General features: G+C 41.4%; 13 protein-coding genes. 5 read left to right on the forward strand and 8 right to left on the reverse strand.

Going from position 1 to position 23,392, the window contains the following annotated elements:
• Positions 1-38: 38 nt before the first annotated feature.
• A complete protein-coding gene (gene kdpB, locus RRG12_RS08010; RefSeq protein ID WP_420758961.1) occupies positions 39-2,144 on the reverse strand; it encodes a potassium-transporting ATPase subunit KdpB in 2,106 nt (701 codons plus the stop codon).
• A 449-nt stretch (positions 2,145-2,593) separates the two neighbouring features.
• Positions 2,594-4,279 (reverse strand): potassium-transporting ATPase subunit KdpA, encoded by a 1,686-nt coding sequence (gene kdpA / locus RRG12_RS08015; protein WP_420758912.1) that lies wholly within the window; start codon positions 4,277-4,279, stop codon positions 2,594-2,596.
• Between the two features lie 464 nt (positions 4,280-4,743).
• Here kdpA and RRG12_RS08020 point away from each other — a divergent pair, with 464 nt between their 5' ends.
• Positions 4,744-5,841 carry a sensor histidine kinase gene (locus tag RRG12_RS08020; protein ID WP_420758962.1) on the forward strand — a complete coding sequence of 366 codons (1,098 nt, stop codon included), beginning with the start codon at positions 4,744-4,746 and terminating at the stop codon, positions 5,839-5,841.
• 176 nt (positions 5,842-6,017) lie between these two features.
• A complete protein-coding gene (locus RRG12_RS08025; protein WP_420758913.1) occupies positions 6,018-6,692 on the forward strand; it encodes a response regulator in 675 nt (224 codons plus the stop codon).
• Positions 6,693-6,807: 115 nt separating this feature from the next.
• On the opposite strand, the gene RRG12_RS08030 is transcribed toward RRG12_RS08025, so the two are convergent.
• From RRG12_RS08030 to lepB, 5 genes are all read right to left on the reverse strand, one after another.
• Positions 6,808-8,181, reverse strand: coding sequence for a hybrid sensor histidine kinase/response regulator (locus RRG12_RS08030; protein WP_420758914.1), 1,374 nt, complete (start codon positions 8,179-8,181; stop codon positions 6,808-6,810).
• A 268-nt stretch (positions 8,182-8,449) separates the two neighbouring features.
• Positions 8,450-10,285: an EAL domain-containing protein gene (locus RRG12_RS08035; RefSeq protein ID WP_420758915.1), complete on the reverse strand. Its 1,836-nt coding sequence runs from the start codon at positions 10,283-10,285 to the stop codon at positions 8,450-8,452.
• Positions 10,282-13,878, reverse strand: coding sequence for an ATP-binding protein (locus RRG12_RS08040; protein WP_420758916.1), 3,597 nt, complete (start codon positions 13,876-13,878; stop codon positions 10,282-10,284). Before RRG12_RS08040 ends, RRG12_RS08035 begins: the two co-directional genes overlap by 4 nt.
• 551 nt (positions 13,879-14,429) lie before the next feature.
• Positions 14,430-15,215 (reverse strand): MOSC domain-containing protein, encoded by a 786-nt coding sequence (locus RRG12_RS08045; RefSeq protein ID WP_420758917.1) that lies wholly within the window; start codon positions 15,213-15,215, stop codon positions 14,430-14,432.
• A gap of 192 nt (positions 15,216-15,407) precedes the next feature.
• Entirely contained in the window at positions 15,408-16,049 is a 642-nt protein-coding gene (gene lepB, locus RRG12_RS08050; protein ID WP_420758918.1) for a signal peptidase I, read from the reverse strand.
• 400 nt (positions 16,050-16,449) lie between these two features.
• Between lepB and RRG12_RS08055 the strand changes: the two genes are divergently transcribed.
• The gene (locus RRG12_RS08055) at positions 16,450-17,769 is read left to right on the forward strand and encodes a dihydroorotase (RefSeq protein WP_420758919.1); all 1,320 of its coding nucleotides are present in this window, start codon (positions 16,450-16,452) and stop codon (positions 17,767-17,769) included.
• 557 nt (positions 17,770-18,326) lie between these two features.
• Entirely contained in the window at positions 18,327-19,502 is a 1,176-nt protein-coding gene (locus tag RRG12_RS08060) for a patatin-like phospholipase family protein (protein ID WP_069069828.1), read from the forward strand.
• A gap of 796 nt (positions 19,503-20,298) precedes the next feature.
• Here the strand turns inward: RRG12_RS08060 and tsaE are convergent.
• Positions 20,299-20,754: a tRNA (adenosine(37)-N6)-threonylcarbamoyltransferase complex ATPase subunit type 1 TsaE gene (gene tsaE / locus RRG12_RS08065; protein ID WP_069069829.1), complete on the reverse strand. Its 456-nt coding sequence runs from the start codon at positions 20,752-20,754 to the stop codon at positions 20,299-20,301.
• Between the two features lie 395 nt (positions 20,755-21,149).
• On the opposite strand from tsaE, the gene RRG12_RS08070 reads away from it, so the two are divergent.
• The gene (locus RRG12_RS08070; RefSeq protein ID WP_420758920.1) at positions 21,150-23,345 is read left to right on the forward strand and encodes a transglycosylase SLT domain-containing protein; all 2,196 of its coding nucleotides are present in this window, start codon (positions 21,150-21,152) and stop codon (positions 23,343-23,345) included.
• Positions 23,346-23,392: the final 47 nt, after the last annotated feature.

Raw genomic sequence — 23,392 nt, forward strand, 5'->3', positions numbered from 1 at the left:
GATGTGCTAGTTTCACAGCGTCTTGACTTTTGCTGTCCTTAAGCCAAGCCTATAACTGTAATCAGTATATCGATCAGCTTAATAGCGATAAACGGTGCAATCACACCACCTAAGCCGTAAATTAAGATATTGCGTTGGAGTAACTGATTAGCTGTCAGCGGTCTAAACCGCACACCCTTTAATGCCAAGGGAATCAACGCAGGAATAATCAAAGCATTATAAATTAGCGCTGATAGTACAGCAGATTTAGGGCTAGTCAAATTCATAATATTCAAGCTTTGCAGGTTAGCAGCGACAAATATCACTGGGATAATTGCAAAGTATTTAGCAATATCATTAGCGATAGAAAATGTCGTTAATGCTCCACGAGTAATCAACAATTGTTTGCCAATATTAATGATATCGATCAGCTTTGTGGGATCGGAGTCTAAATCGACCATGTTGGCGGCTTCTTTGGCAGCTTGCGTTCCTGTATTCATGGCAACACCGACGTTAGCTTGGGCTAATGCTGGAGCATCATTAGTCCCATCTCCTGTCATGGCAACCAGTTTGCCTGCTGCTTGTTCCTTTTTAATAACGCTGATTTTGTCTTCTGGTGTGGCTTCGGCAATGAAGTCATCAACGCCTGCTTCTTTGGCAATGACAGAAGCAGTAATTCGGTTATCGCCAGTTAGCATGATCGTACTCACTCCCATCCGTCGCAGTTGCTCAAAGCGATCGCGGATACCAGGTTTAACTATATCTTTGAGATAAATAATTCCATAGATTTCGTTATCGAGGCTAACTGCTAAAGGTGTACCTCCCAGGCGAGAAACTCGTTCATAGGCAGCATCTAATTCTGGCGTATCGCGTCCGTTGCGGGAACGGACAAATCCTTTAATGGCTTCTACTGCTCCCTTCCTCGCCTCATACCCACCAGGTAAATTAGTACCACTCATGCGTGTTTTGGCAGAAAAATCGACTGCTTCTGCCTGACTGGAGTCGAAATCAAACCGTGCTACTAACTTTTCTGCCAGTCGTACAATGGATTTACCTTCTGGTGTATTGTCAAAGACACTAGCCGCCCAGGCAACATTAGCAATTTCCGACATTGAATGACCGTTGATAGGAATAAATTCTTCCGCTAAACGGTTGCCGATGGTAATTGTACCTGTCTTATCGAGAATTAAAGTGTTGACATCACCACATGCTTCAACTGCTCGTCCGGAAGTAGCAATGACGTTAAATTGAGCAACTCGATCCATACCAGCAATGCCGATGGTACTTAGCAAGCCGCCAATGGTTGTAGGAATCAATGCCACTAATAGGGCAATCAAAATTGGCACGCTGACTGGACTATTGACATAGTATGCAAGTGCGGGCAGAGTTACCACGACTAATAAAAATACTAAGCTTAGAACTGCTAGTAATACTGTCAGGGCAATTTCATTGGGTGTTTTACTCCGTTCTGCCCCTTCCACCAAGGCAATCATCCGGTCAATAAAGCCTTTGCCTGGGTCAGTAGTAATGCGGATAATTAGTTCATCTGAGATAATCCGCGTCCCGCCAGTGATGGAACTAGAAACGTCCGAGCCTGATTCTTTTAATACTGGTGCAGATTCCCCAGTAATTGCCGATTCATCCACTGAGGCGACACCCATAACTACTTCGCCATCAGCGGGGATGATATCGCCAGCAACGACGTAGATGGTATCGCCCTGTTTGAGACTGGTGGATGAAACTTCACTAATTGTGCCGTCGGGAGCAAGTTTTTTAGCGATCGTTTCTGATTTCGTTAACCGCAAGGCATCGGCTTGGGCTTTACCCCGTCCTTCTGCCAATGCTTCGGCAAAATTGGCAAACCAAACTGTAAAGAATAAAATCCCCGACAATAAACCGTTGAAAAGTTGCGGGTTCTTTTGCAGGGCTGGGCCAAATAGGTTGGGATCAATTGTCAGCAATAGGGTGATGATTGTCCCTACCCAAACCACAAACATCACTGGATTTTTAATTGCATACTTAGGGTTGAGCTTGACAAAAGCATCTCTAATTGCCCTTAAGTACAGCCACTTATTACTTGCCCTGGCCTTTTTACGTCCTTGGCGGCGATCGCCAGAACGAGAATTTGGGCGTCTAGCTTTGGAGTTAGTTGCCACTGGATTAATAAATAAAGTTAGGAGTTAGAAGTTAGGAGTTAGGAGTTAGGGGTTAGGGGTTAGCCCGGATTTCTCACTCATAGTGTGGAGGGTGTGGGAGGTGTGGGAGGTTAGGAGTAGCGCTGCCAGGGTGAGTCTTGTATTCATTACTAGCTCAGAACTTGGAAGTTGAGCTTCTGAAGTCGGAATTTTCAAAATTCTAAAAGAACAAGTGAAAATTTTGTTTGAATGAATATGAAATTCAAGCTACACATTACCTTGACATGCTTAGAGTTAGGAGTTATTAGGAACTTCCAATGAAAAAAGATCCAACCTGTAGAATGCCTAATGCACCATCTGATGAAGGTGCATGACGTTATCGCTAACACCGCAACGCGCTGGCTCTCCTACGAAACCGGATAATTTATTTTTTGGTATTCTCTTAATTGCAAACTAATAACTAATAACTCATAAATTTTCTAACTGCCAGATGCTAGTTTTAAACCCTCTGCTATGGGGCCTAAAGCTAGAACGGGAAAGAAAGTTAACACTCCTAAAACCAGTGTCACTCCAGCCGTGATACCGGTAAATACCAGAGAATCTGTTCTTAGGGTAGCAGGGGTTTCGGGGACTGGTTGTTTGCGAGACATGCCATCAGCTAAGAGTAGAATGGCAATTATCGGAATGTAGCGTCCTCCTATTAAGCTAACTAAAGTACTCAAGTTCCACCATAGGGTGTTATCTCGCAACCCCTCTAAGCCGGAGCCATTATTTGCTGCTGCTGAGGCGTATTCATAAACTACTTGGGAAATGCCGTGATAGCCAGGGTTGCTAATTCCAGATAGGGAGATGGGATAAGCCAAGGCGATCGCACTGGGAATCAAAACTAGAATTGGGTGAATCAATAACACTACGCTGGCAAGGACGATTTCGCGCTTTTCAATTTTGCGTCCTAAAAACTCTGGGGTGCGTCCTGCCATTAGTCCAGTTAGGAACACTGTGAGAATTAAGTAAATAAATAGGTAAGCTGTTCCAGTTCCCTGACCGCCCCAGATAACCTGGATAAACAAGTTGAAGAGGGTCGAAAATAATCCTGGTGGCATCAAAGAATCATGCATCCCGTTCACCGCACCAGACATAGTAGCAGTAGTCATCACTGCCCAAAATGACGTTTGTAACCAGCCAAATCGAACTTCTTTACCCTCTAAATTGGGCTGTTCTAATCCAAAGGCGTTATTAACCAGGGGATTACCTTGCAGTTCTCCCACGGCTGTCACTCCCACTAGAACTACAAAAATTACAAACACCATCCAGAAAAGCAGCCAAGCTTGTTTGATGTTGTTAGCAAATATACCGTAGGTGTAAATCAAGGCGGCGGGTATAGAAATCATGGCGATCATTTCTATCAAGTTAGAAGCGCCATTAGGATTTTCAAAGGGGTGAGCTGAGTTTACGCCAAAAAAACCTCCGCCGTTCTCGCCCAAAAGTTTGATCATTTCAAAGGATGCCACCGGGCCTCTGGCAAGATATTGCGTCCCGCCTTCTAAGGTTGTCACATCCATAGTCTTGGCTAATGTTTGTGGTACACCTGCTACAAGCAAGGCGATCGCGCCAATAATCGAAATCGGTAGCAATATTCGCGTAATTCCACGCACGATATCGACGTAAAAGTTACCCAACTTTCTACCAGTCAACCCGCGAATAAAGGCAATTCCCACAGATAAACCGGTAGCTGCGGAGGTGAACATCAAAAAACCTAAAGCTGCTACCTGGCTAAAATAGCTCAAGGTTGTCTCACCAGCATAATGTTGCTGGTCGGTATTGGTAACAAATGAAATCGTTGTGTGTAGCAATACATCCCAGGTGGGCGCACCGAAGCCGTTTGGATTCCAGGGTAAGAGTCTCTGAAAATATATCAAAAAATATACTGAAATCCCCATGACAAGGTTAGTAACAAGTACAGCCCGGATATACTGCGAACCTGTCATATCATCCTTCCTCCGAACACCCGCAAGTACGAACATACTTCGCTCTATGGGGTTCATTAAAAAATCAAGCAGTGTTCTTTCTCCCAAGAAGACACGCGCTATGTATTTTCCGAATAGTGGAGTGATTGCTATCACAATACACAGCGTTAAGCTAATTTGCAAAAAACCTTGTCCCATATATCTTGCGCTAAATTAAATTTAAGTGCTAGCAAGCCAATTCTTAGAAATAACAGATTGAAGTATTTACTATTTTCAGTTATTACTATTTTCCAGATACTTGTTAAAGTTTTTGTTAAGAATATTTAATTTTTACTCTTAATTCATCTATCTCAACTAGTTAGGATTATTTGTTTATACAATACATTTTCAAAGTTTGCTACTTTCAAAGAATATAAATATCCCAGAGGATTTTCTTAATGGGAGTAGGGATTAGGAAGATTGTGGTATATACCCTGCCCCTTGTGGGCAAATACCCAGTCCCCAGTTCCCAGTCACCTTTGCTGCATCTGGATAATCGTAATTTTCGGGTTAATTCTCAAAGTTGGCGTTTGCAGATATAGATTACAGATAGATCATAATTGGTGAATTAAATAGTTATGCAGATTGTATAATCACGATTTTTTAGTAAATCATAAATGACGATGTTAAGTCGATTATTGACTATGAAAGAACCTATAAATGAACGTAGGGAGATATATGGGCTAATAGCGATCGCCTTTGCGATCGTTATAGTCTTGGAATATTTGACACCACCTGAGTACGTATTTGGCTACCTCTACACAGGGACAATTTTGTTAGCAGATTCTCGATTGAATCGGAAAGCAGTATTGTGGATCACTCTTGCTGCTACAGGATTAACATTGTTGAATTTGTTTCTCCCCGGAGGAGAAACGATTTATCTCCCAGCGTTGGCAAATCGCCTGATTGCAGTATTGGCGTTGGTGGTAACAGGTTGGTTAAGTGACCGCAACCACCGCAATGAAGAAGCGATCGCTTATACCCAAGCACAATTACGCTCCCAAGAACAACTAGCTACCATGCGTGAAGATTTTGTTTCCACCCTAACGCATGATTTGAAAACACCCCTATTAGGAGCAATTGAAACGCTGAAATATTTTCAAAATGAGCAATTTGGTGAAATCACACCAATACAAGCAAAAGTCCTACAAACAATGGCTCGTAGTCATCGCAGTACACTGCAATTAGTCCAAACACTTTTAGACGTATACCGCAATGATACTGAAGGGCTGAAACTACAGATATCACCAGTTAACTTGGTGACTGTGGCGGAGGAAATCATCGCTACCCTGACTGAACTAGCGAAAACACGCCAGGTTTATATTTCTCTGCACTATGGCGAATCAGATTTTCGGAGCTTTCTTTGGGTAAATGGCGATTCTTTGCAACTTGGGCGAGTTTTTACTAATCTCCTGAGTAATGGCATTAACCATACCCCTCGTGGCGGTAAAGTGGAAGTAGTATTTGAAGGTTATTCTAGCGATCAAGTGGTAAAAATACTCGATACTGGTTCCGGCATTACCGAAAAAGAGTTACCCCACTTATTTGAGAGATTTTATCAAGGAAATAGCGATCGCCACGTTTCCGGATCTGGGCTGGGGCTTTATTTGACCAGACAAATTATTACTGCTCATGGGGGTACAATTTGGGCAGAGAATCGCTCACCACGAGGCGCACTATTTGGTTTTCGACTCCCAGCTTGTCCACCACCGGGGAGTTGAGGAGTGAGCAGGGGAGGTAGGGGGAGCAGGGGAGCAGAGGGAGCAGGGGAGCAGAGGAGCAGAGGGAGCAGGGGAGCAGGGGGAGAATAATAATGCCCAATGCCCAATGCCCAATGCCCAATGCCCAATGCCCAATAACAAATGACAAATGACCAATGACCAATGACCAATGACAAATGACAAAAATCTTACTAGTTGAAGATGATGAATTATTTCGGCTTGGTCTGCGGATGCGGTTGCAACAAGAAACCAGTTTGGAGATTGTCGCAGAAGCAGAAGATGGGGAACAAGCTGTAGAATTGGCAAATCGCTATCCTCTGGATTTGGTCTTACTGGATATAGGTTTACCAGGTATTGGCGGAATTGAGGCTTGTCGCCAAATCAAGCAGAAGCACCCAAATTTACCAATTCTCGTTTTAACATCTCGTTCTGAAAAACCCCTGATTTCGCGGTTAATTGCCGCCGGTGCCCAAGGTTACTGCCTTAAAGGTATTCCTGCTGAGTCTTTAATATTGGCTGTGCGATCGGTTGCAGCGGGCGCTTCTTGGTGGGATCAAACAGCAACAACAGAAATTAGAGCCGCTTTTGAGGGCAATTCTCTGGCGGTGCAGTCTACAAAAACTGACGAAGCCTTAGAAAATCCCTTAACGAAGCGGGAACAAGAAATTTTGGCACTAGTAGCAGCTGGCAAAAGCAATCAAGAAATTGCTGAAATACTCTACATTGCCCCTGGTACAGTGCGGGTTCATGTCCATGCCATTTTACAGAAACTAGAAGTACGCGATCGCACTCAAGCCGCAGTCTTAGCTATCCAAAAAGGATTGGTAGCACCAGAATTGTTGATTAATTAGATTTATTTGTCATTTGTTATTGGGCATTGGGCATTGGGCATTGGGCATTGGGCATTGGGCATTATTATTCTCCCCCTGCTCCCCCTGCTCCCCTGCTCCCCTGCTCTCCATCTCCCTAATCCCCAATCCCCAATCCCTTTTCCGATTTTGAAAATTGCGATGAGATATCAGGTTGCTCTATGGGAATTTCGATCGCAAACTCTGCTCCTTTGCCAACATCTGAGGTACAAGTAATATTTCCTCGGTGTTTTTGCACGATAATCTGATAGCTAATGGATAATCCTAGTCCACTACCTTTACCCACAGGTTTTGTTGTAAAAAATGGGTCAAATAAACGCGATCGCAACGACTCTTCTATACCAAGACCATTATCAGCGATCGCAATTTTGACCATATTCAAGTCTGTCACCTCTGTATGAATCCGAATTTGGGGAGGCGTGAGTAGTGAGTAGGGAGTAAAAGATTGATTCCCCATTTCCCACTCCCCATTCACCATTCCCTCTTCTATTGCATCAATAGCATTATTCAACAGATGCATAAATACTTGGTTTAGTTCACTTGCATAACAAGTGACTAGGGGCAAGTTACCATAATCTTTGACTACAAGAATTGCCGGACGATCGGCTGCTTCCCTGAGTCGATGTTGTAACATCACTAAAGTATTTTCGATGTCTTCATGGATATTTACCCGCTTCATCTCTGCTTCATCATGTCGAGAGAAGTGTTGTAGGGCCAATACAATTTCCCGAATGCGATCGGAACCCCTATACATTGCACCTATCAGGCTTTGTAGATCCTTAATCATAAAATTCAGGTCTACGTCTTTGGCTATTTGCTGAATTTTTGGTGTGGGTTTGGGATATTCCTGTTGATAAACCTCAATAATATTCACTAGGTCTTGCACATATTGACCAGCATATTGGAGATTCCCATAAATAAAACTGATAGGGTTATTAATCTCATGAGCCAATCCAGACACTAACTGTCCCAAGGCCACCATCTTTTCGTTCTGAATTTGTTGAACTTGAGAGGCTTTCAAGTCGTCAAGGGCCTGTTGGAGTAAAAAGTTTTTTTCTTGTAGTTTAACTTGGAGCAAACGTAAATTAATCTGATTTTCAATTCGCAATACCACCTCTGCCCCATGAAAAGGTTTTGCAATATAATCTACACCACCAACATCAAAGGCTTTTACCTTATCTACAACATCATCCAGAGCGCTAATAAAAATTACAGGGACTTCACAAGTTTTATCATCAGCTTTCAGTTGTTGACAAACTTGATAGCCATCCATATCTGGCATATTAATATCCAGCAAAATCACATCAGGCAAAACCATTTGACACGCAGTTAGTGCCATTTTACCATTTAAGGCTTTGCGAACTTCAAAGCCTTGTGCAGTCAACATTGCCGATAAAAGCCGCAAATTATCTGGGGTATCATCGACCACCAAAACATTTCTTTTATTATGGTTAGTTTGATTAAAATGCATTATTATCAAAAGCTAGGCGTATTATTATTGAGCTTAGTAAATGCTTCTTTGAAATCCCCTGAAGTTTGTTGACCAATTTCACCGAAATATTTATATTTATAGTTTAACTCCCACGGTGTCTGGAGAGTTTTACAGACTATCAAATCTATGATCTAATTAGAGAGCGTTGTGAACCGAATAATCTGCTTACAGAAGTATAGTAGATAGCACCCGCAGATTATCTAACCGAGCGTCAACAATGAAATTTTTCTCAGGTGGTACTTGATAACTACCATTGAGGTGCTGAGGCAATAAACTTAAGAACTAATTGTTGTTCCATAGGTTCAGAAAACAGATATCCTTGAGCAAAATTGCAGTTTAAACTTCTCAATTGGGTTAACTGTTCTTCTGTTTCGACACCTTCAGCGATCGCACTCATTCCCATTGAGTTGGCAATGCCAATCATTGCTGGTACTAACCCCATATTCTCTTTGTTCTCCTGCATACGTTTGACGAAAGATTTATCAATTTTTAGTGCATTTAAAGGAAAGCTGTGCAGATAACTCAAAGAGGAATATCCTGTACCAAAATCATCCATAATCAACTTGATTTTTCGTTGCTTTAGTTGCTTAAGAATTATTTTAATAGCATTAGTATTTTCCATAATTACACTTTCGGTAATTTCTAATTCTAAATATGCAGGATTTATTTTATTTTCATAAATTATTCGGTCAATTTGTTCTACTAAATTGGGCTGTAAAAATAACCTAGCACTCAAATTGACACTCATAGTTAGGGGTTCTGGTGTCACTGGATGATGTTGCCAGATGCTTAATTGACGACAAGCTGACTGTAATACCCAAGTATTGATGGCATTAATTAAACCTGTTTCTTCTGCCACAGGAATAAATTCTGTGGGAGAAATCAGACCACGAATCGGATGTTGCCAGCGTACCAAAGCTTCAAATCCAGAGATTCTGCCTGTAGTGAGAGAAATAATTGGTTGATAATAAACAAGAAATTCTTGTCTTTCGACAGCCCTTCGCAGGTCATTTTCTAACTCTAGAAGCTGAATAGCTTCCTGATGCATTGCTGGATTAAAAACATGATATTTTGCTCTCCCTTGTGCCTTAGCCCGATACATTGCCGTATCAGCATCCCGCAGCAAATACTCTGGGCGATCGTAATCTTTATTGCCCCAACTAATACCAATACTGGCATTCATAAATACTTCATATCTTGACAGATTAAAAGCAAGTGATAGCTGTTGCATAATCCGTTCTGCAACTTGGATTGCTATGTTAATATCTGTGATATTTTCTAGGAGAATTCCAAATTCGTCCCCGCCCAATCGTGCTAAAGTATCAATAGGTATCAGACATGCTTGCAGGCGACGAGCGATGGCAATCAGCAATTCGTCTCCCACCAAATGACCAAGGGAATCGTTAACAACTTTGAAGCGATCGCAGTCCAAAAAAAGTACCGCAAATTGATAATTAGATTCTTGCTTGGCTCGATTGAGGGCATTTTCTAGTCGCCTGATAAATAAAACTCGGTTGGGTAATCCAGTCAGCGAATCATGCAGCGCTATATCTAACAGTTGACTTTGCAACTTTTGGCGAGAATTGATTTCTTGTTGGAGTTTTTGTAGAGTTTTTTCTAGCTCTCCAGTCCGCTGTTTTACCCGATGTTCCAGTTCAACATTTAGTTTCAATATTTCTAATCGCGCCGACCTCAATGCCAGTTGATTTTGCACGCGCACTAAAACTTCTTGAAACTCAAAAGGTTTGGTGATGTAGTCTACACCACCCACTTTAAATGCTTTAACTTTATCAAAAACATCATCTAAAGCACTAATAAAAATTACCGGAATATCTGCTGTTTGCTCCCAAGCTTTAAAAGTCTGACAAATTTCATAGCCATCTACTTCTGGCATCATAATATCGAGTAGAATCAAATCCGGTAATAGTGTTTGAGTGGCTGTCATTGCCATTTGCCAATTCAAGGCTTTACGAACGTTATACCCTTCCCTTGTCAATATGGAGGATAAAACCCGGAGGTTATCCGCCATATCGTCAATGATCAAAATATCTTTTTTATCAGGGTCTAAATGCTCGTAATTCATTCTACGTTTGTTCTAGTCAATTCCATGATTTTCTCAAACTGGTAGTTATTTGCTAAATCCTTAAGAACTTGGAAAACTTGACCACTATCTGATGGAGTTTGCTTGAGTAACTCTAAAATCAGTTCATCGCTACAGCTGGCTGCGGCATAATGGATCTGTTGAAGCCACTCAGGTGGCATTTGTGATAAATGGCTCAGAAGTTCGGCAACACTGACAAACATCTGTGTAGCTTGATCGACAACTGCTGTGTTTGTAGTTTCTATTTGGTTGGTATACTTTACACCCAGATGTTGGCCCAGTTTTTCCAATAATACTTCCTGTGTGAATGGCTTGCGAATAAAATCATCGCAACCAATGGACAAAATTTTCTGGCGTTCTTCCTCAAAGGCGCTAGCAGTTAGGGCAATAATGATCGTATCTGTATTGGAGCAACCCTGCGTTGCTCCAGAGAAGTCGCAAGGGGAAGCCAAGACTGTTGGCGTTGGCGTCCACGATCGCAAATTGGACACACCAGTAGCCTCTTCTGTGTGAGACGATTTGCGTACAACTTGAAGAATCTCGCAGTCGCCTGAATCGGTTAATCCTGCCGCAAGTCCCTGGCTGCCCGATGACGCCAGTTGTTTCAATTTTGGGAACTTCCGCAACTTACTGGCTCCCCGATGCCCTATTTGTTTAGCTTTAATCATTCTTGTCGCTTCATAACCGTCCATAACCGGCATTCGCATATCCATAAAAATCAAGTGTGGTTGCCAAGATTCCCAATTAGCGATCGCTTCACTCCCATTTGTAGCTTCTTTAACTTCAAAGCCCAAAGATGTGAGAATTTTAACCAGCAACAGACGGCTTTCTTTGGAGTCGTCAACTACTAAGATCCGGTATGCTTTTTCAGTAGATGCTAAAGCTAGAATTCTCGATTTAATATGGTTTGTCGGAATTTCTCTAGGGCAAGTTAGAGCAATCTGAATATCAAAGGCAAATGTACTACCGATACCAGGCAGACTGCTGACAGTAATATCTCCTCCCATTAGTTGCACATATTTGCGGCTAATTGCTAAACCTAGTCCCGTCCCTTGCTGTGATTTTTTGCCGATTTCGGTTTGCTCAAAAGCCTCAAACAGCAAGTCAATTTCTTGTGGGGTAATACCACAGCCAGTGTCTTGAACCTCGAAGATTAGGGATTGGGAAGAGACTTCTTCAATAATTCCCCCTTGTGCTTGATTCCCATTCCCCAGTCCCCAATCCCCAGCCCCCAGTTTCACCCGTAGTATCACCATCCCTATATCAGTAAATTTGATGGCATTTCCCAAGAGGTTGATCAAAACTTGACACAGTTTATTTTCGTCAGTTTCTATATATTTAGGAATGTCTTGTGTATATTCAAACCGTAATTCTAAATTTTTAGACGCAGCACGCAAGTGAAACAACTCTTCTAAGTTCTTCAACAGATGAATTAAGTCAAAGCTGCTGCAATTTAATGTGATTCTGCCAGCTTCGATTTTGGACATTTCTAGAATGTCGTTAATTAAGTTGAGTAGGTGTTCGCCAGCACGATTAATAATTGCCAAGTTTTCTTGATGTTCACCAGATAGCGAATAATCCCGGCTCATGAATTGGGTGAAACCAAGAATGGCGTTGAGTGGGGTACGCAGTTCGTGGCTCATGTTAGCCAGAAATTCGCTTTTGGCGAGGTTAGCAGCAGCGCTGCGAGCCGCTTCCCGAATGGCTGCTTGTTGTTCCTGTGCGGCAATTTCTTGCGATTGAATCAGTTCTTCTTGGGTAGTTTGCAGTTGCTCAATAACTTGCTGAAACTCTTCAGTACGTTTTTTTACTTGAGCCTCTAAGGTGCGATTGTATTCTGCTAATAACTTTTCTGTTTGTTTGCGTTGGGTGATATCAAAAAATGTAGCCATCGCAAAAGCCAGATTTCCCGATTCATCATAGATGGGTTTTCCCAAAACTTCAATGGGAATAATCTTGTCACAACAGCGAATTTCCATATCATCAACCCTGGTGCTTTCCCCAAGCAATGCTCTCAAAATCGGCATTTGATCGCTGGGGTAAAGTTGATCTGTCCCGGTAAGGTAAGCTTGATATACCTCTGATAATTCTCCGGTGCTAACTTCTGCGATCGCTCCTTGACCAAGAATTTGCTGCCCAATTTGATTTGTATAATAAGGTTCCCCTTCAGCATCTATGATAAATACACCGACCGGCATGGCTTCTAAAAATTGAGTCAGCCGGCTTTGACTGTGAGATAGCGCCTCATTTAAAACTTGCATCTGAGCATTCTTGGCTTCCAAAGCACTAAAGGATGCTTGGAGTTGCTTTGCCATAGTTTCAAATGACTTGGCTAGTTCCCCAAGTTCATCGGAACGCTGAATTACTGGGGTTTGCTCCCATTCACCTTTAGCAATTTTCTTCGCTGATGTGTTTAATTGTAAAATCGGTTTAATTACCCAGCGAGCAGTCAAAATTCCAATTCTTGTAGCTACTACAAAAGCAATTATGCACAGCAAAATAGTGATTCGGGTGTTGGCGTTAATTTGTTCCATAAATTCGCCTTCAGGAATCACCGCCACGATTAGCCAATCTAAACCCAGTTCGTCCTTCCAGCTTTTTACCTGAACAAAATAATGTATTCCATCGGCGCTAAAGGTTAACTGTTGTTTTCCCACAACGAATCCAAGGCTGTCAAAGCGTTTGATCAAAGATTGTGTTGTGAGTCTAATTAAAGAATTTTGACTATCTAATGCTGATCGACGTTTTACTTCACCATTAATAATGGTATATGGTGGCTCACGAGTAGAAGAAGCCACTATATACCCGGAACGCTCTAAAATAAAAGTCCTACCTGACCGATTGGCATTTAATTTAGCTAAAAAAGTACCGATTTGTGACAATATCAAATCGACACCAATCACCCCAACAAGTTGGTTAGTTTTATCGTAAATAGGATAGCTGGAAGATATTGATAAAACTTCTGGTTTATCTTCCCATTGATAAATTTTACTCCAGACGGGTTTGCCACTCTTGACTGCATCTGCATACCACGCTTCTACACGAGGATCATAATTTTTGACTTGCTGAAGCTGGCGGCGATTCCCTTTCCGGTCTGAATTGTAAATATAAAGTTTCCCGATACCACGCTTTTCGGTAACTTCATTAATTAAGAGCGTGCCATTATCTAAACGTTCAATACCGATAAATTCACCTTTGGGGTTGGCAAAGTTGTTATAGCCAACATTAAAAACCTGCATTTGTTTCCAAAAGTAATTTCCGGTGGTTTCAAAATCAGAAAGGTTGAGCAAACCTAGCTCAACCGCATCTAAGTTAATTTGATTTATTTGTTTCGGAGTTGTTAAATAACTATCAAGATGTTGTTCAATGCGATCGCAGATTTCATTTTCTAATTGAGTAGCAAGCTCCTTTACCGCTTTTTGACCGTTTTGATACGAAAGATAGCCCACAAGTCCTACCGCCCCAAAAATTTGCAATATAAAGGGCACAATTAGAACATACCTCAGAGGCATCTTGGCATAAACTTTGCCAACTAAGCGATTAATAGATTTGACTGGCTGAAGTTTGGATAACATTGTTGTTTAATTCTTCCCCAACATATACTAGGGGCATTTTTGCCATATCAGCTACATTTTCAACTCAGCATAATTACGCCATATCTTCGCTTTAGCGATGACATATATTTGCATTTTATAGTATAATAAAGCACTAAAGCCCTAGTCTATACTTATTTTACTGGCTAAGTACCTCCAACGCTTAATTTTTAAACTTTGCGTAGGCATAGCCCATCGTAGACATCGACTAAGTTGGGCGGATACGCCATCGCACCTGAATTTGCTCAGTTTTATCTGGCAATGTGTCAACAGATTTTTTCGGATTAACTGAAATTTAACCGATAAGCTACAGTATGCCATTCTAAAACTCAGGTCGCCATTAGCACTCAATCCTAAATTTAATTTTTAATTGCTGATGTTTTGATTTCCCGGTCTTAAAACCTCTGGACTAGTACAAAAACTTATATTTAACTACAACAATTTTAAAATTTTCATGCAAACGCACACTATAAACAAAAAAAATCCAAGAAAATTTACTTTGTATTTTTTATTATGAAGAAATGTTAACTTTGTTATGGAAGTATGTCAATCTCATCGCCGATTTGTAAAATTTTTCCAGTTGAGGATGGGGATAATTGGGTATTAACACTCAATCTGTAAAAATGATTAAAAGGCGATGAAGCAACCCAATTTGGCAGAGTTGCTTGTCGCTGGGTTGCAAAGATTTTTTGAAAGTTTGGGTAAGCTTCTCCTAAGTAAGAATCGCGTGTTGGGACTATACAACGCTGACATGGGTTAATCCCAAGAAGGTGAACATCTCCCACTCGAAAGGAGACAACATTACCTTGTTCACCAAATAGCTGATCTTCCCAAAATGCTGGTACACCACCAATCTCGATATTGGCACGCATTCGACGGCGCATTTCATCTATACTTAAACCGGGAAACCAAGAAGCTACTTCTGCCAAAGTTGCTGTACTAATTACCGTTGGGCCTAATGAGTGTGTATCGTCAGGAAAACCCATCAGAGAGTTTTGTCTCAAGATGACAGAAAACTCAAAAAAATCACTCAAAGTTGCTTCTAATGCTTGCCGTTCCTCATCCAGATGAAAATTTTGTTGTGAGTCGCCGCCTGGGATTTGCAACGAGATGGTTCTATTTAAGAGTGCAAATTGCGCCCTTAGTAAATGGATTTTAGCATGACGCTTGCCATTGACAAATCTACCCTGTTCGTCAAAAATGGCAAACTCGCGGTCATGCTGTAATGCGCCACTAGCAAGAACTCTAGCGTTCTCAACTTCAACACCATCCAGTGACTTAACTGGATACAGTAAAATCTTTGCTAGGTAAGGCGTCATAGCAATTTGGGATTTTGGGTCGTAAGCGCAAATTAGATTTTGGATTAAAGATTGGTGATTTAGTAGTCCCCAATCTAAAATCTAAAATTTTTTTGTTACTTATAGCGTTTCCTGCTCAGGAACGAAAGCTATTACTAGATAAGAGTTTTTGTGTATCTTATGCGAATGAGAACCACTATATCCATTTGCTAATTATGGATATACTGGCGATTTATCTATCCCTCCAACATGATTTAGAGGCCAGAAGCGAACTACAGCACGTCCAATAATATTCTGGCGGGGGACAACACCCCAGCAGCGGCTATCGTAACTACTGTTACGATTATCACCTAGTACTAAATATGAATCTGCTGGTATGGTTTGGGGTTTTGATAAAAAAGGTGGCTGCGGCCCTGATTGGCAAACATCAATGACTGTGCTTTGGCCAGAACTGAGGTAATTTGCTTCTGAGAGGGGTTTGTCGTTGATATAGACTTTGCCATTCCTAAGTTGGATTTTTTCTCCAGGTAAGGCGATTATACGTTTAATAAAAGCATCGTGATATTGTTCTTTTTGGAGTTCTGCCGTAGGTGAAAATACTACGATATCCCCCCGTTGTGGGTCAGCAAATTTATACTTCAACTTATCGACAATGATTTTGTCTGCCTCCCACTGGTTTGGCGTACCATGCAGAGTTGGTTCCATCGATCCAGAAGGAATCCAGCGTGCTTCCGCAACAAAGGTACGAATTCCCAGAGCTAGAACAATGCTCAAGACAATTGTTCTACCTAGCTCTGCGATCCAGGAATTATCGGGTTGTTGACTAGAGTTGTTATCAGACACTTGATTTTGCATGAAATTACTGAACTGAACGAAAAATGTAGGTAATTAACTCGCCTAGTGAAACTTTATCTGTTAATCTTAACGGGAAAATTTTAATTTCCTATTCATGTTTGCATCTTGACTACCAATTTTAGATTGTGGATTTTAGATTTGGGATTAGAGTGTTTTTTCTAGGTCATGACTCGCTTCTGGTGGGCGAAACCAATGTAAAATACTCAAGCCTCATCCTTTCCAGGATACGGTCAATCCAAAATCCAAAATCCAAAATTGATTGACGGGGTTCTTCATAAATTAAAAATAAACTTTTTTTTAACGTGCGGCAAAATTTTGGTTACTCCGATCGCGAATAAGTTTAACCTAAAAGCATAGTTCTCTGTAATACATAGCTCCCTGTCTAAACTTTATTAACCCTATGTCATCTCCAAAAAGTATACTGATTCGCCGCGCTCGCATAATCTTACCCAATGGTGAACTGATGATTGGGGATGTGTTGACGCGCGATCGCCAAATAGTCGAAGTTGCGCCAGAAATCTCCGAAATATCACTAGCCACTGAAGTTGACGCAGAAGGGTTAACTTTGTTGCCAGGAGTTATTGATCCGCAGGTACATTTCCGGGAACCTGGACTAGAATACAAGGAAGATTTATTCACCGCCAGTTGTGCTTGTGCTAAAGGGGGAGTCACTTCCTTTTTGGAAATGCCCAATACACGTCCCCTGACAACGACACAGCAGGCTTTAGATGACAAGCTAGAACGTGCCTCACAAAAGTGCTTGGTTAATTATGGGTTTTTTATTGGGGCAACACCAGAGAATTTACCAGATTTGCTGTTAGCAAAACCAACACCAGGAATTAAGATTTTCATGGGGTCGATGCATGGTCAATTGCTAGTTGATGGTGAAACAGCCCTCTCTGCGATATTTGCCAAAGGCGATCGCTTGATTGCCGTTCATGCCGAAGACCAAGCTAGAATTAACCAACGTCGCCAAGAATTTGCCAACATTCACGATCCAGCCGTTCACTCCCAAATTCAAGATGATCAAGCGGCTTTACTGGCAACTCAACTAGCATTAAAACTTTCTCAAAAATATCAACGTCGTCTGCATATTCTGCATCTGTCAACAGCGCTGGAAGCAGATTTACTGCGTCAGGAAAAACCGAGTTGGGTGACAGCAGAGGTAACGCCACAGCATTTGTTGTTGAATACCAGTGCATATAAAACAATTGGCACTTTAGCACAGATGAATCCACCTTTGCGATCGCCCCACGATAACGAAGTTCTCTGGCAAGCTTTGCGCGATGGCGTGATTGATTTCATCGCTACAGATCATGCACCCCACACCTTAGAAGAAAAAGCTCAAGAATACCCCAATACTCCTTCGGGAATGCCTGGGGTGGAAACTTCCCTCGCGTTGATGTTAACTGCGGCAATGGAGGGAAAATGTACTGTTGCTCAAGTTGTGAACTGGATGTCTAAGAATGTGGCTGTAGCTTATGGTATTCCCAATAAAGGAGCGATCGCACCTGGTTACGATGCCGATTTAGTGCTTGTAGATTTAAACACATACCGCCCAGTCCGGCGTGAAGAACTTTTAACCAAATGCCGTTGGAGTCCCTTTGAAGGCTGGAACCTTACCGGCTGGGCTAAAACCACCATAGTCGGCGGTGAGATTGTTTATGACAAAGGCGAGGTAAATACGCAAGTGCGGGGTCAAGCTTTAACTTTCTTGTAGTAAATATTTATTTAAGCTTACGTAGTAGACAAATAAATATACGTCAAAGCCATACTTGAACTGGCAAGATTTTCATCTATCCAAAGTTAAGACTAGACCAATGGGTTTGGTTCAAGCTAAAAGACGAAAATCCTTGTTTTTCCTGCTTTACTCTTTTAACCAAAGGGTATTGACTTATTGCTGTATCAAAAATTGCAACTTGAAACCCTGAATTTATTCAGTGTCTCAAGTCAAATCTTCATTCATTGAAGAAGAATTCAAAAGCCAGAATTCAGGAGTAAAGCCGGAGACGTTTCCGTTAGCTCCGGTCAGAATCAAGACGCTCTCTACAAACGCGTTAGCGTCTCCAGACCAAAACACTTGTAGAGACGGCGATTTATCGCGTCTCAAAACCCACGATTTTGTATAAGTAGCGCTTAACCCAAGCGTATTGCGACAGGAGAAGAGAAGGCTTTACGCTGCGCTATCCGCTAGTCATACAGAATACCCGCCTGAATTCTGACTCCTGACTCCTGAATTCTGTTCGATAAGCATAGAAATAATCAAGGAGAATTGCTATGTCCTTCAAAATTTTGGCTTTAGACGGTGGCGGTATTCGTGGAGTCGTTGCAGCACGAATACTTCAACAAGTAGAACAAGAAATTAGAAATCAGGGTAAAGGAAACTTCTTACACGAATACTTTGACCTGATTGCTGGCACTTCTACCGGTTCAATATTAGCAGGAGGGATTGCTGTAGGAAAAGGGAGTGATGAGCTAATTAAACTGTATAGAGATCGGGGTAAAGATATATTCCCACCGGATAGAAAAGATCGCTACAAAAACTTTCCGTCCATTATCAAATCAATTATTGATGTATTTTCCGAATCTAAATATTCTCATGATGGAATTACTAATGTCCTCAAAGATGCCTATAAATCCACAAGAATAAAGGATATTGAAAACCCCATTATTTTGATTCTTGCTTACGATACGCTATATCGAAATACAACCTTTTTTACAAATTGTCATCCCGATTTAGGAGACAGATGGTACGATGACTGTTTTTTATGGGAAATATGTACCGCTTCTGCCTCAGCGCCCACTTTTTTTCCACCATATAAATTAGAACCTGTAGATAAACAAAAATTTGGTAATTGGGAATTCCCACATATTGATGGAGGAATTTCTGCTAATAACCCGGCTCTCGCAGCTTTGAGTCTAGTTATGAGGATTAGTCAGTCTTCAGTCCTTCCAACAATCAAGCAAAAATATAAGCTAGATAATCTCCGATTGGAAGATATTTCTATCCTTTCTATTGGTACAGGTCAAACTGGTGAACCATATCAATATAACCAAATAAGCAAATGGAGAGGCTTCGACTGGGTAAAAAATCTGACTAACATCTTTATGGAACCTACATCTGAGATTGATAGTACGATTTGCCGACAAATCATGGGTGGATACGATTCTAAACGTTATTTACGTCTTCAGTTTGACTTAAATGAGACATTTAAACCCAAGCCAAAAGAGACTTATAAAGATCCTCGCATTGTATTACCTCCAGAAGATCGAAAAAATCGATTTACAGGAGAAAAAGTCAGTGAAGAAATAGATAACACTAATTCCGAGATTCTTCAGCAGTTAATAGATACTACCTCTGCATTTATTGATCAAGGTCTTACGTACTATACCAGAGACAACTCCGGTTCTCCGATCAAAAAAGCGATCGCCTCTTTCATTAGAGATAACTAGTGCATCCACGTAGGCATATTAACGTTAATTAATTTAGGAGAAAACATCTCGTATTTTTACGATAATTTCTGTAAAAATACGAGATGTTTTAGTTAATATTTTCTTCACATCAGTGCTAATTACAGATGTGAATACAAGAATTTGTTGCTAGTTAAAATTATTAAAATTAGTTTTACAGATTTATAAACTAGTTTCTTTTTTGTATAGATTACTAACCTAAGTTGGGAATACTAAGTGTAAGGGAAGTTAGAGGACTTATACAGAATTGATTATTGTTTAACTTTTCTCTGCTAGCTTTCGCTGCTAAATAATTCAGATTGCTTCTCCAAATGACAGTAGGGAAATAATCTGTTTAACCAAACTGACTAAATTCTGTAAAAACTCTCATTTAACCCAACAACAGTTTATTGACACTTGCTTGATTCGTACACAAACCATCTAAATCAGTTTTTAACTGCTTATTACAGCAATAAAGCTACTAGATGCTAATCCTGAATATATATCCCGCTTAGTTAAGAATTACTGTAGGTTCAATACTATTCGGATAAGATTCCCCCCTGGATTGACTCCCTTTTTAAAGAGAGCCAGGGCGTTGCAAACTTTCCCAAATTTATAGTAACCGGCGTCGGCTTTGCTGACTGCCAATTTTAGATTGAAGAAAAACTGATTTGAGATTTTTGGGTTGAGATAACAATGTTAGTGACTTATAGTGGTGAGCGTGGTAGTGGCAGATAGGACGAGTGTGGAATTCTCCCTCAACTATTTGCAGAAATTTTTTAGTGTTGCGATCAAAAAATTAAATCGCGGCTATGACTTTGCTAATGGCACAATTGAATGGTATTAGTTCGACTTGACGAGTGCCCCCATGCTCATAAGTCAAACTTACGCTTAGATAACTATCTGGCTTGTAGGGCAATCGTTCCGCCCATTCAACTGCCACAATTCCTGGTATGACTTCAACACCTTCCCAGTAAATTTCTAAATTCAGGGCTGCAACTTCTTGTGGTTCTAAGCGATATAAATCTAGGTGGTAAAGGGGGAGGCGTCCTTCTGTGTACTCATTAATTAGCGTGAAAGTTGGACTAACAATGGGTTCAGCAATTCCCAAACCTTTGCCAATGCCTTGAACTAGGGTAGTTTTACCAGCGCCTAAATCACCTTCTAGTAGAATTACAGTGCCAGGGGTCAGGGATTCACCAAGAGTAATACCTAAGCGTAGCGTCGCCTCTGTATCTGCAAGAAAAGTTTTCATAATTAGTCATTGGTCATTGGTCATTGGTCATTAGTCATTAGTCATTGGTCATTTAACTAATTTTCATTTTCCGTGATGGCCTCTACCGTACCACCGCAATAACACTTGTGCTAGTTTCTGGAGATTGTGACGTACAGAACCCATTTTATCTTCATACAAAACATTAGCTGGAACAATTCTTCGCCCTAGCTGAATTACGGAGAGGCGGGTTTTTTAACCCAAGATAGATGTAATAGTATTTAATATGTGCTAGTAACTCAATACTGCCAACCGTAGGATTGAAAATTAGTATTTTTCTACATAAAATGAAAAATCTAAAATTAAAAATTGGACACACTGATGGTTAGGAGTGTTAGAGTTTCAGGAAATTCACCGGAACTTTTCAGCGGGTATTCATGCTGAAGAAACTACAAAAAAAGCAGATTTCGATAATTGCGGGTGCGGCACTGTTTGCCTTTTTAGCCGGGGCAATGGTATCAGCACCAGAGATTGGCAAATCCCTTGGACAATGGCTCAAACTGAGTCAGAATCAAGCAGAGTCAACATCAGAGGCTAGCATTGCCCAATCAGCGGTCTTTCCACTGATATCACAATCGCTGCCAGAACGGGCGGCAAAACTAGCAGCGATCGCCCAAGAATCGCGATCGCCAGACCGGAATCGCGCTCGTTATCTTTTGGCGAGTGATTACATTGAAAGAACCCAAGCGCAAAAAGCCTTAGCTTTACTCCAAGGATTAGAGAAAGACTATCCTGTTCTCGCGCCTTATATTTTGCTCAAACAAGCCCAGGCAGAGGATATGCTGGGCGAGGATGGCAAAGCTTCGGATCTGAGGCAAAGTGTGCTGAGACTGTATCCCAAAGAAGCGGCTACAGTAAAAGCGCTATATCTGATTGCCCAGCCAAAGCAACAAGAAACGGCGATCGCTCAATTTCCTTCCAATCCTCTAACTTGGGAAATTATCCGCAAACGCTTACAAGAAAATCCCAATCAGCCACAATTACAATTAATTTTGGCTAAATATGCCTACGATCAACCAGGCATAGTAGGCGTTTTAGATCAGCTAGTAAAACAGCCGAATCTCAAACCCGAAGACTGGGAAATCATTGGTACAAGCTATTGGGAAAATAGTCAATTTCTCAAAGCAGGTAATGCTTATGCCAAAGCACCTAAAACACCGCGCAACCTCTACCGTACTGCACGGGGGTTACAAGTAGGAGGCAAAGATCGAGAAAAAGCGATCGCTACTTATAAACAATTAGTCCAACAATTTCCAAATACCGAAGAAGCTGGAACTGCCCTACTGCGGTTAGCAGAAACCGCAAAAACCGGTAAAGAAGGCTTACCTTATCTTGACCAGGTAATTAGTAAATTTCCGAAACAAGCTGGTACTGCACTGGTACAAAAAGCTAAAACTCTCCAAACTCTCAAAGACCAAAAATCAGCTAGCGCGGCGTGGCAATTACTCATAGCCAAATACGGCAATTCTGATGAAGCCGCAGAATACCGCTGGAAAATAGCCACAGATAAAGCCAAAGCCAAAGATTACGTCGGGGCTTGGCAATGGGCAGAACCAATTGTCACCAACAACCCCAATAGTATTTTGGCTCCAAGAGCCGGCTTTTGGGTAGGGAAATGGGCAGCTTCATTAGGCAAACAGCAGGAGTCTAAAACTGCTTATGAGTATGTGATTAGTCAGTTTCCTTACTCTTACTATGCATGGCGATCGGCGACGATGCTGGGGTTGAATGTCGGCAACTTTGACAACGTGCGCGTCATGAACCCAGAAGTAATCACACCCCAGCGTCCATTACCACCTGCTGGTTCTGAAACTTTCAAAGAATTGTATCTGCTGGGTCAAGACCGTGATGCCTGGTTACAATGGCAAACAGAATTTCAAAACAAAGTTCAGCCAACGGTAGCAGAGCAATTTACTGAAGGGTTGATGCGGCTGGCAAGGGGAGAAAATCTCATCGGAATTGACAAAATTTCTAAATTGGAAGACCGAGAAATACCAGCTGAACAAACGCAATATGAGACTCTGAGCAAACAAATCATCTACTGGCAAGCCCGTTATCCATTTCCTTATTTTCGAGAGATTCAAAAGTGGTCTACTGAGCGTCAACTCAATCCTCTGCTAGTAACTGCTCTGATGCGTCAAGAGTCACGGTTTGAACCAAAAATCAAATCTGTGGCTGATGCTACTGGCTTAATGCAGGTGTTGCCGAGTACAGCTAAATGGATCGCCCCACAAATCAAAGTGGATTTCAAAACAATAAGTCTAGAAAATCCCAACGATAACATCATGATGGGTACATGGTATTTGGATCATACCCATGAGCAATATAACAATAATTCCTTGCTCGCGATCGCTAGTTACAATGCTGGCCCCGGTAATGTCTCCAAATGGCTGCAAACTCTAACTACACAAGATCCAGATGAGTTTGTGGAAGAAATTCCCTTTGATGAAACCAAAAATTATGTGCGTCAAGTATTTGGCAACTACTGGAATTATCTGAGGCTTTACAACCCTGAGATTTCTGGCATCGTAGCAAAATATTCGACTACACACCCGAAACTACCGACGCAGTGATTTTGCTGTTTGACGGTAGAAAGGAGGAGAGGGCCTGGGGGAGATTA

The sequence above is a fragment of the Nostoc sp. CALU 546 genome, assembly GCF_048836525.1.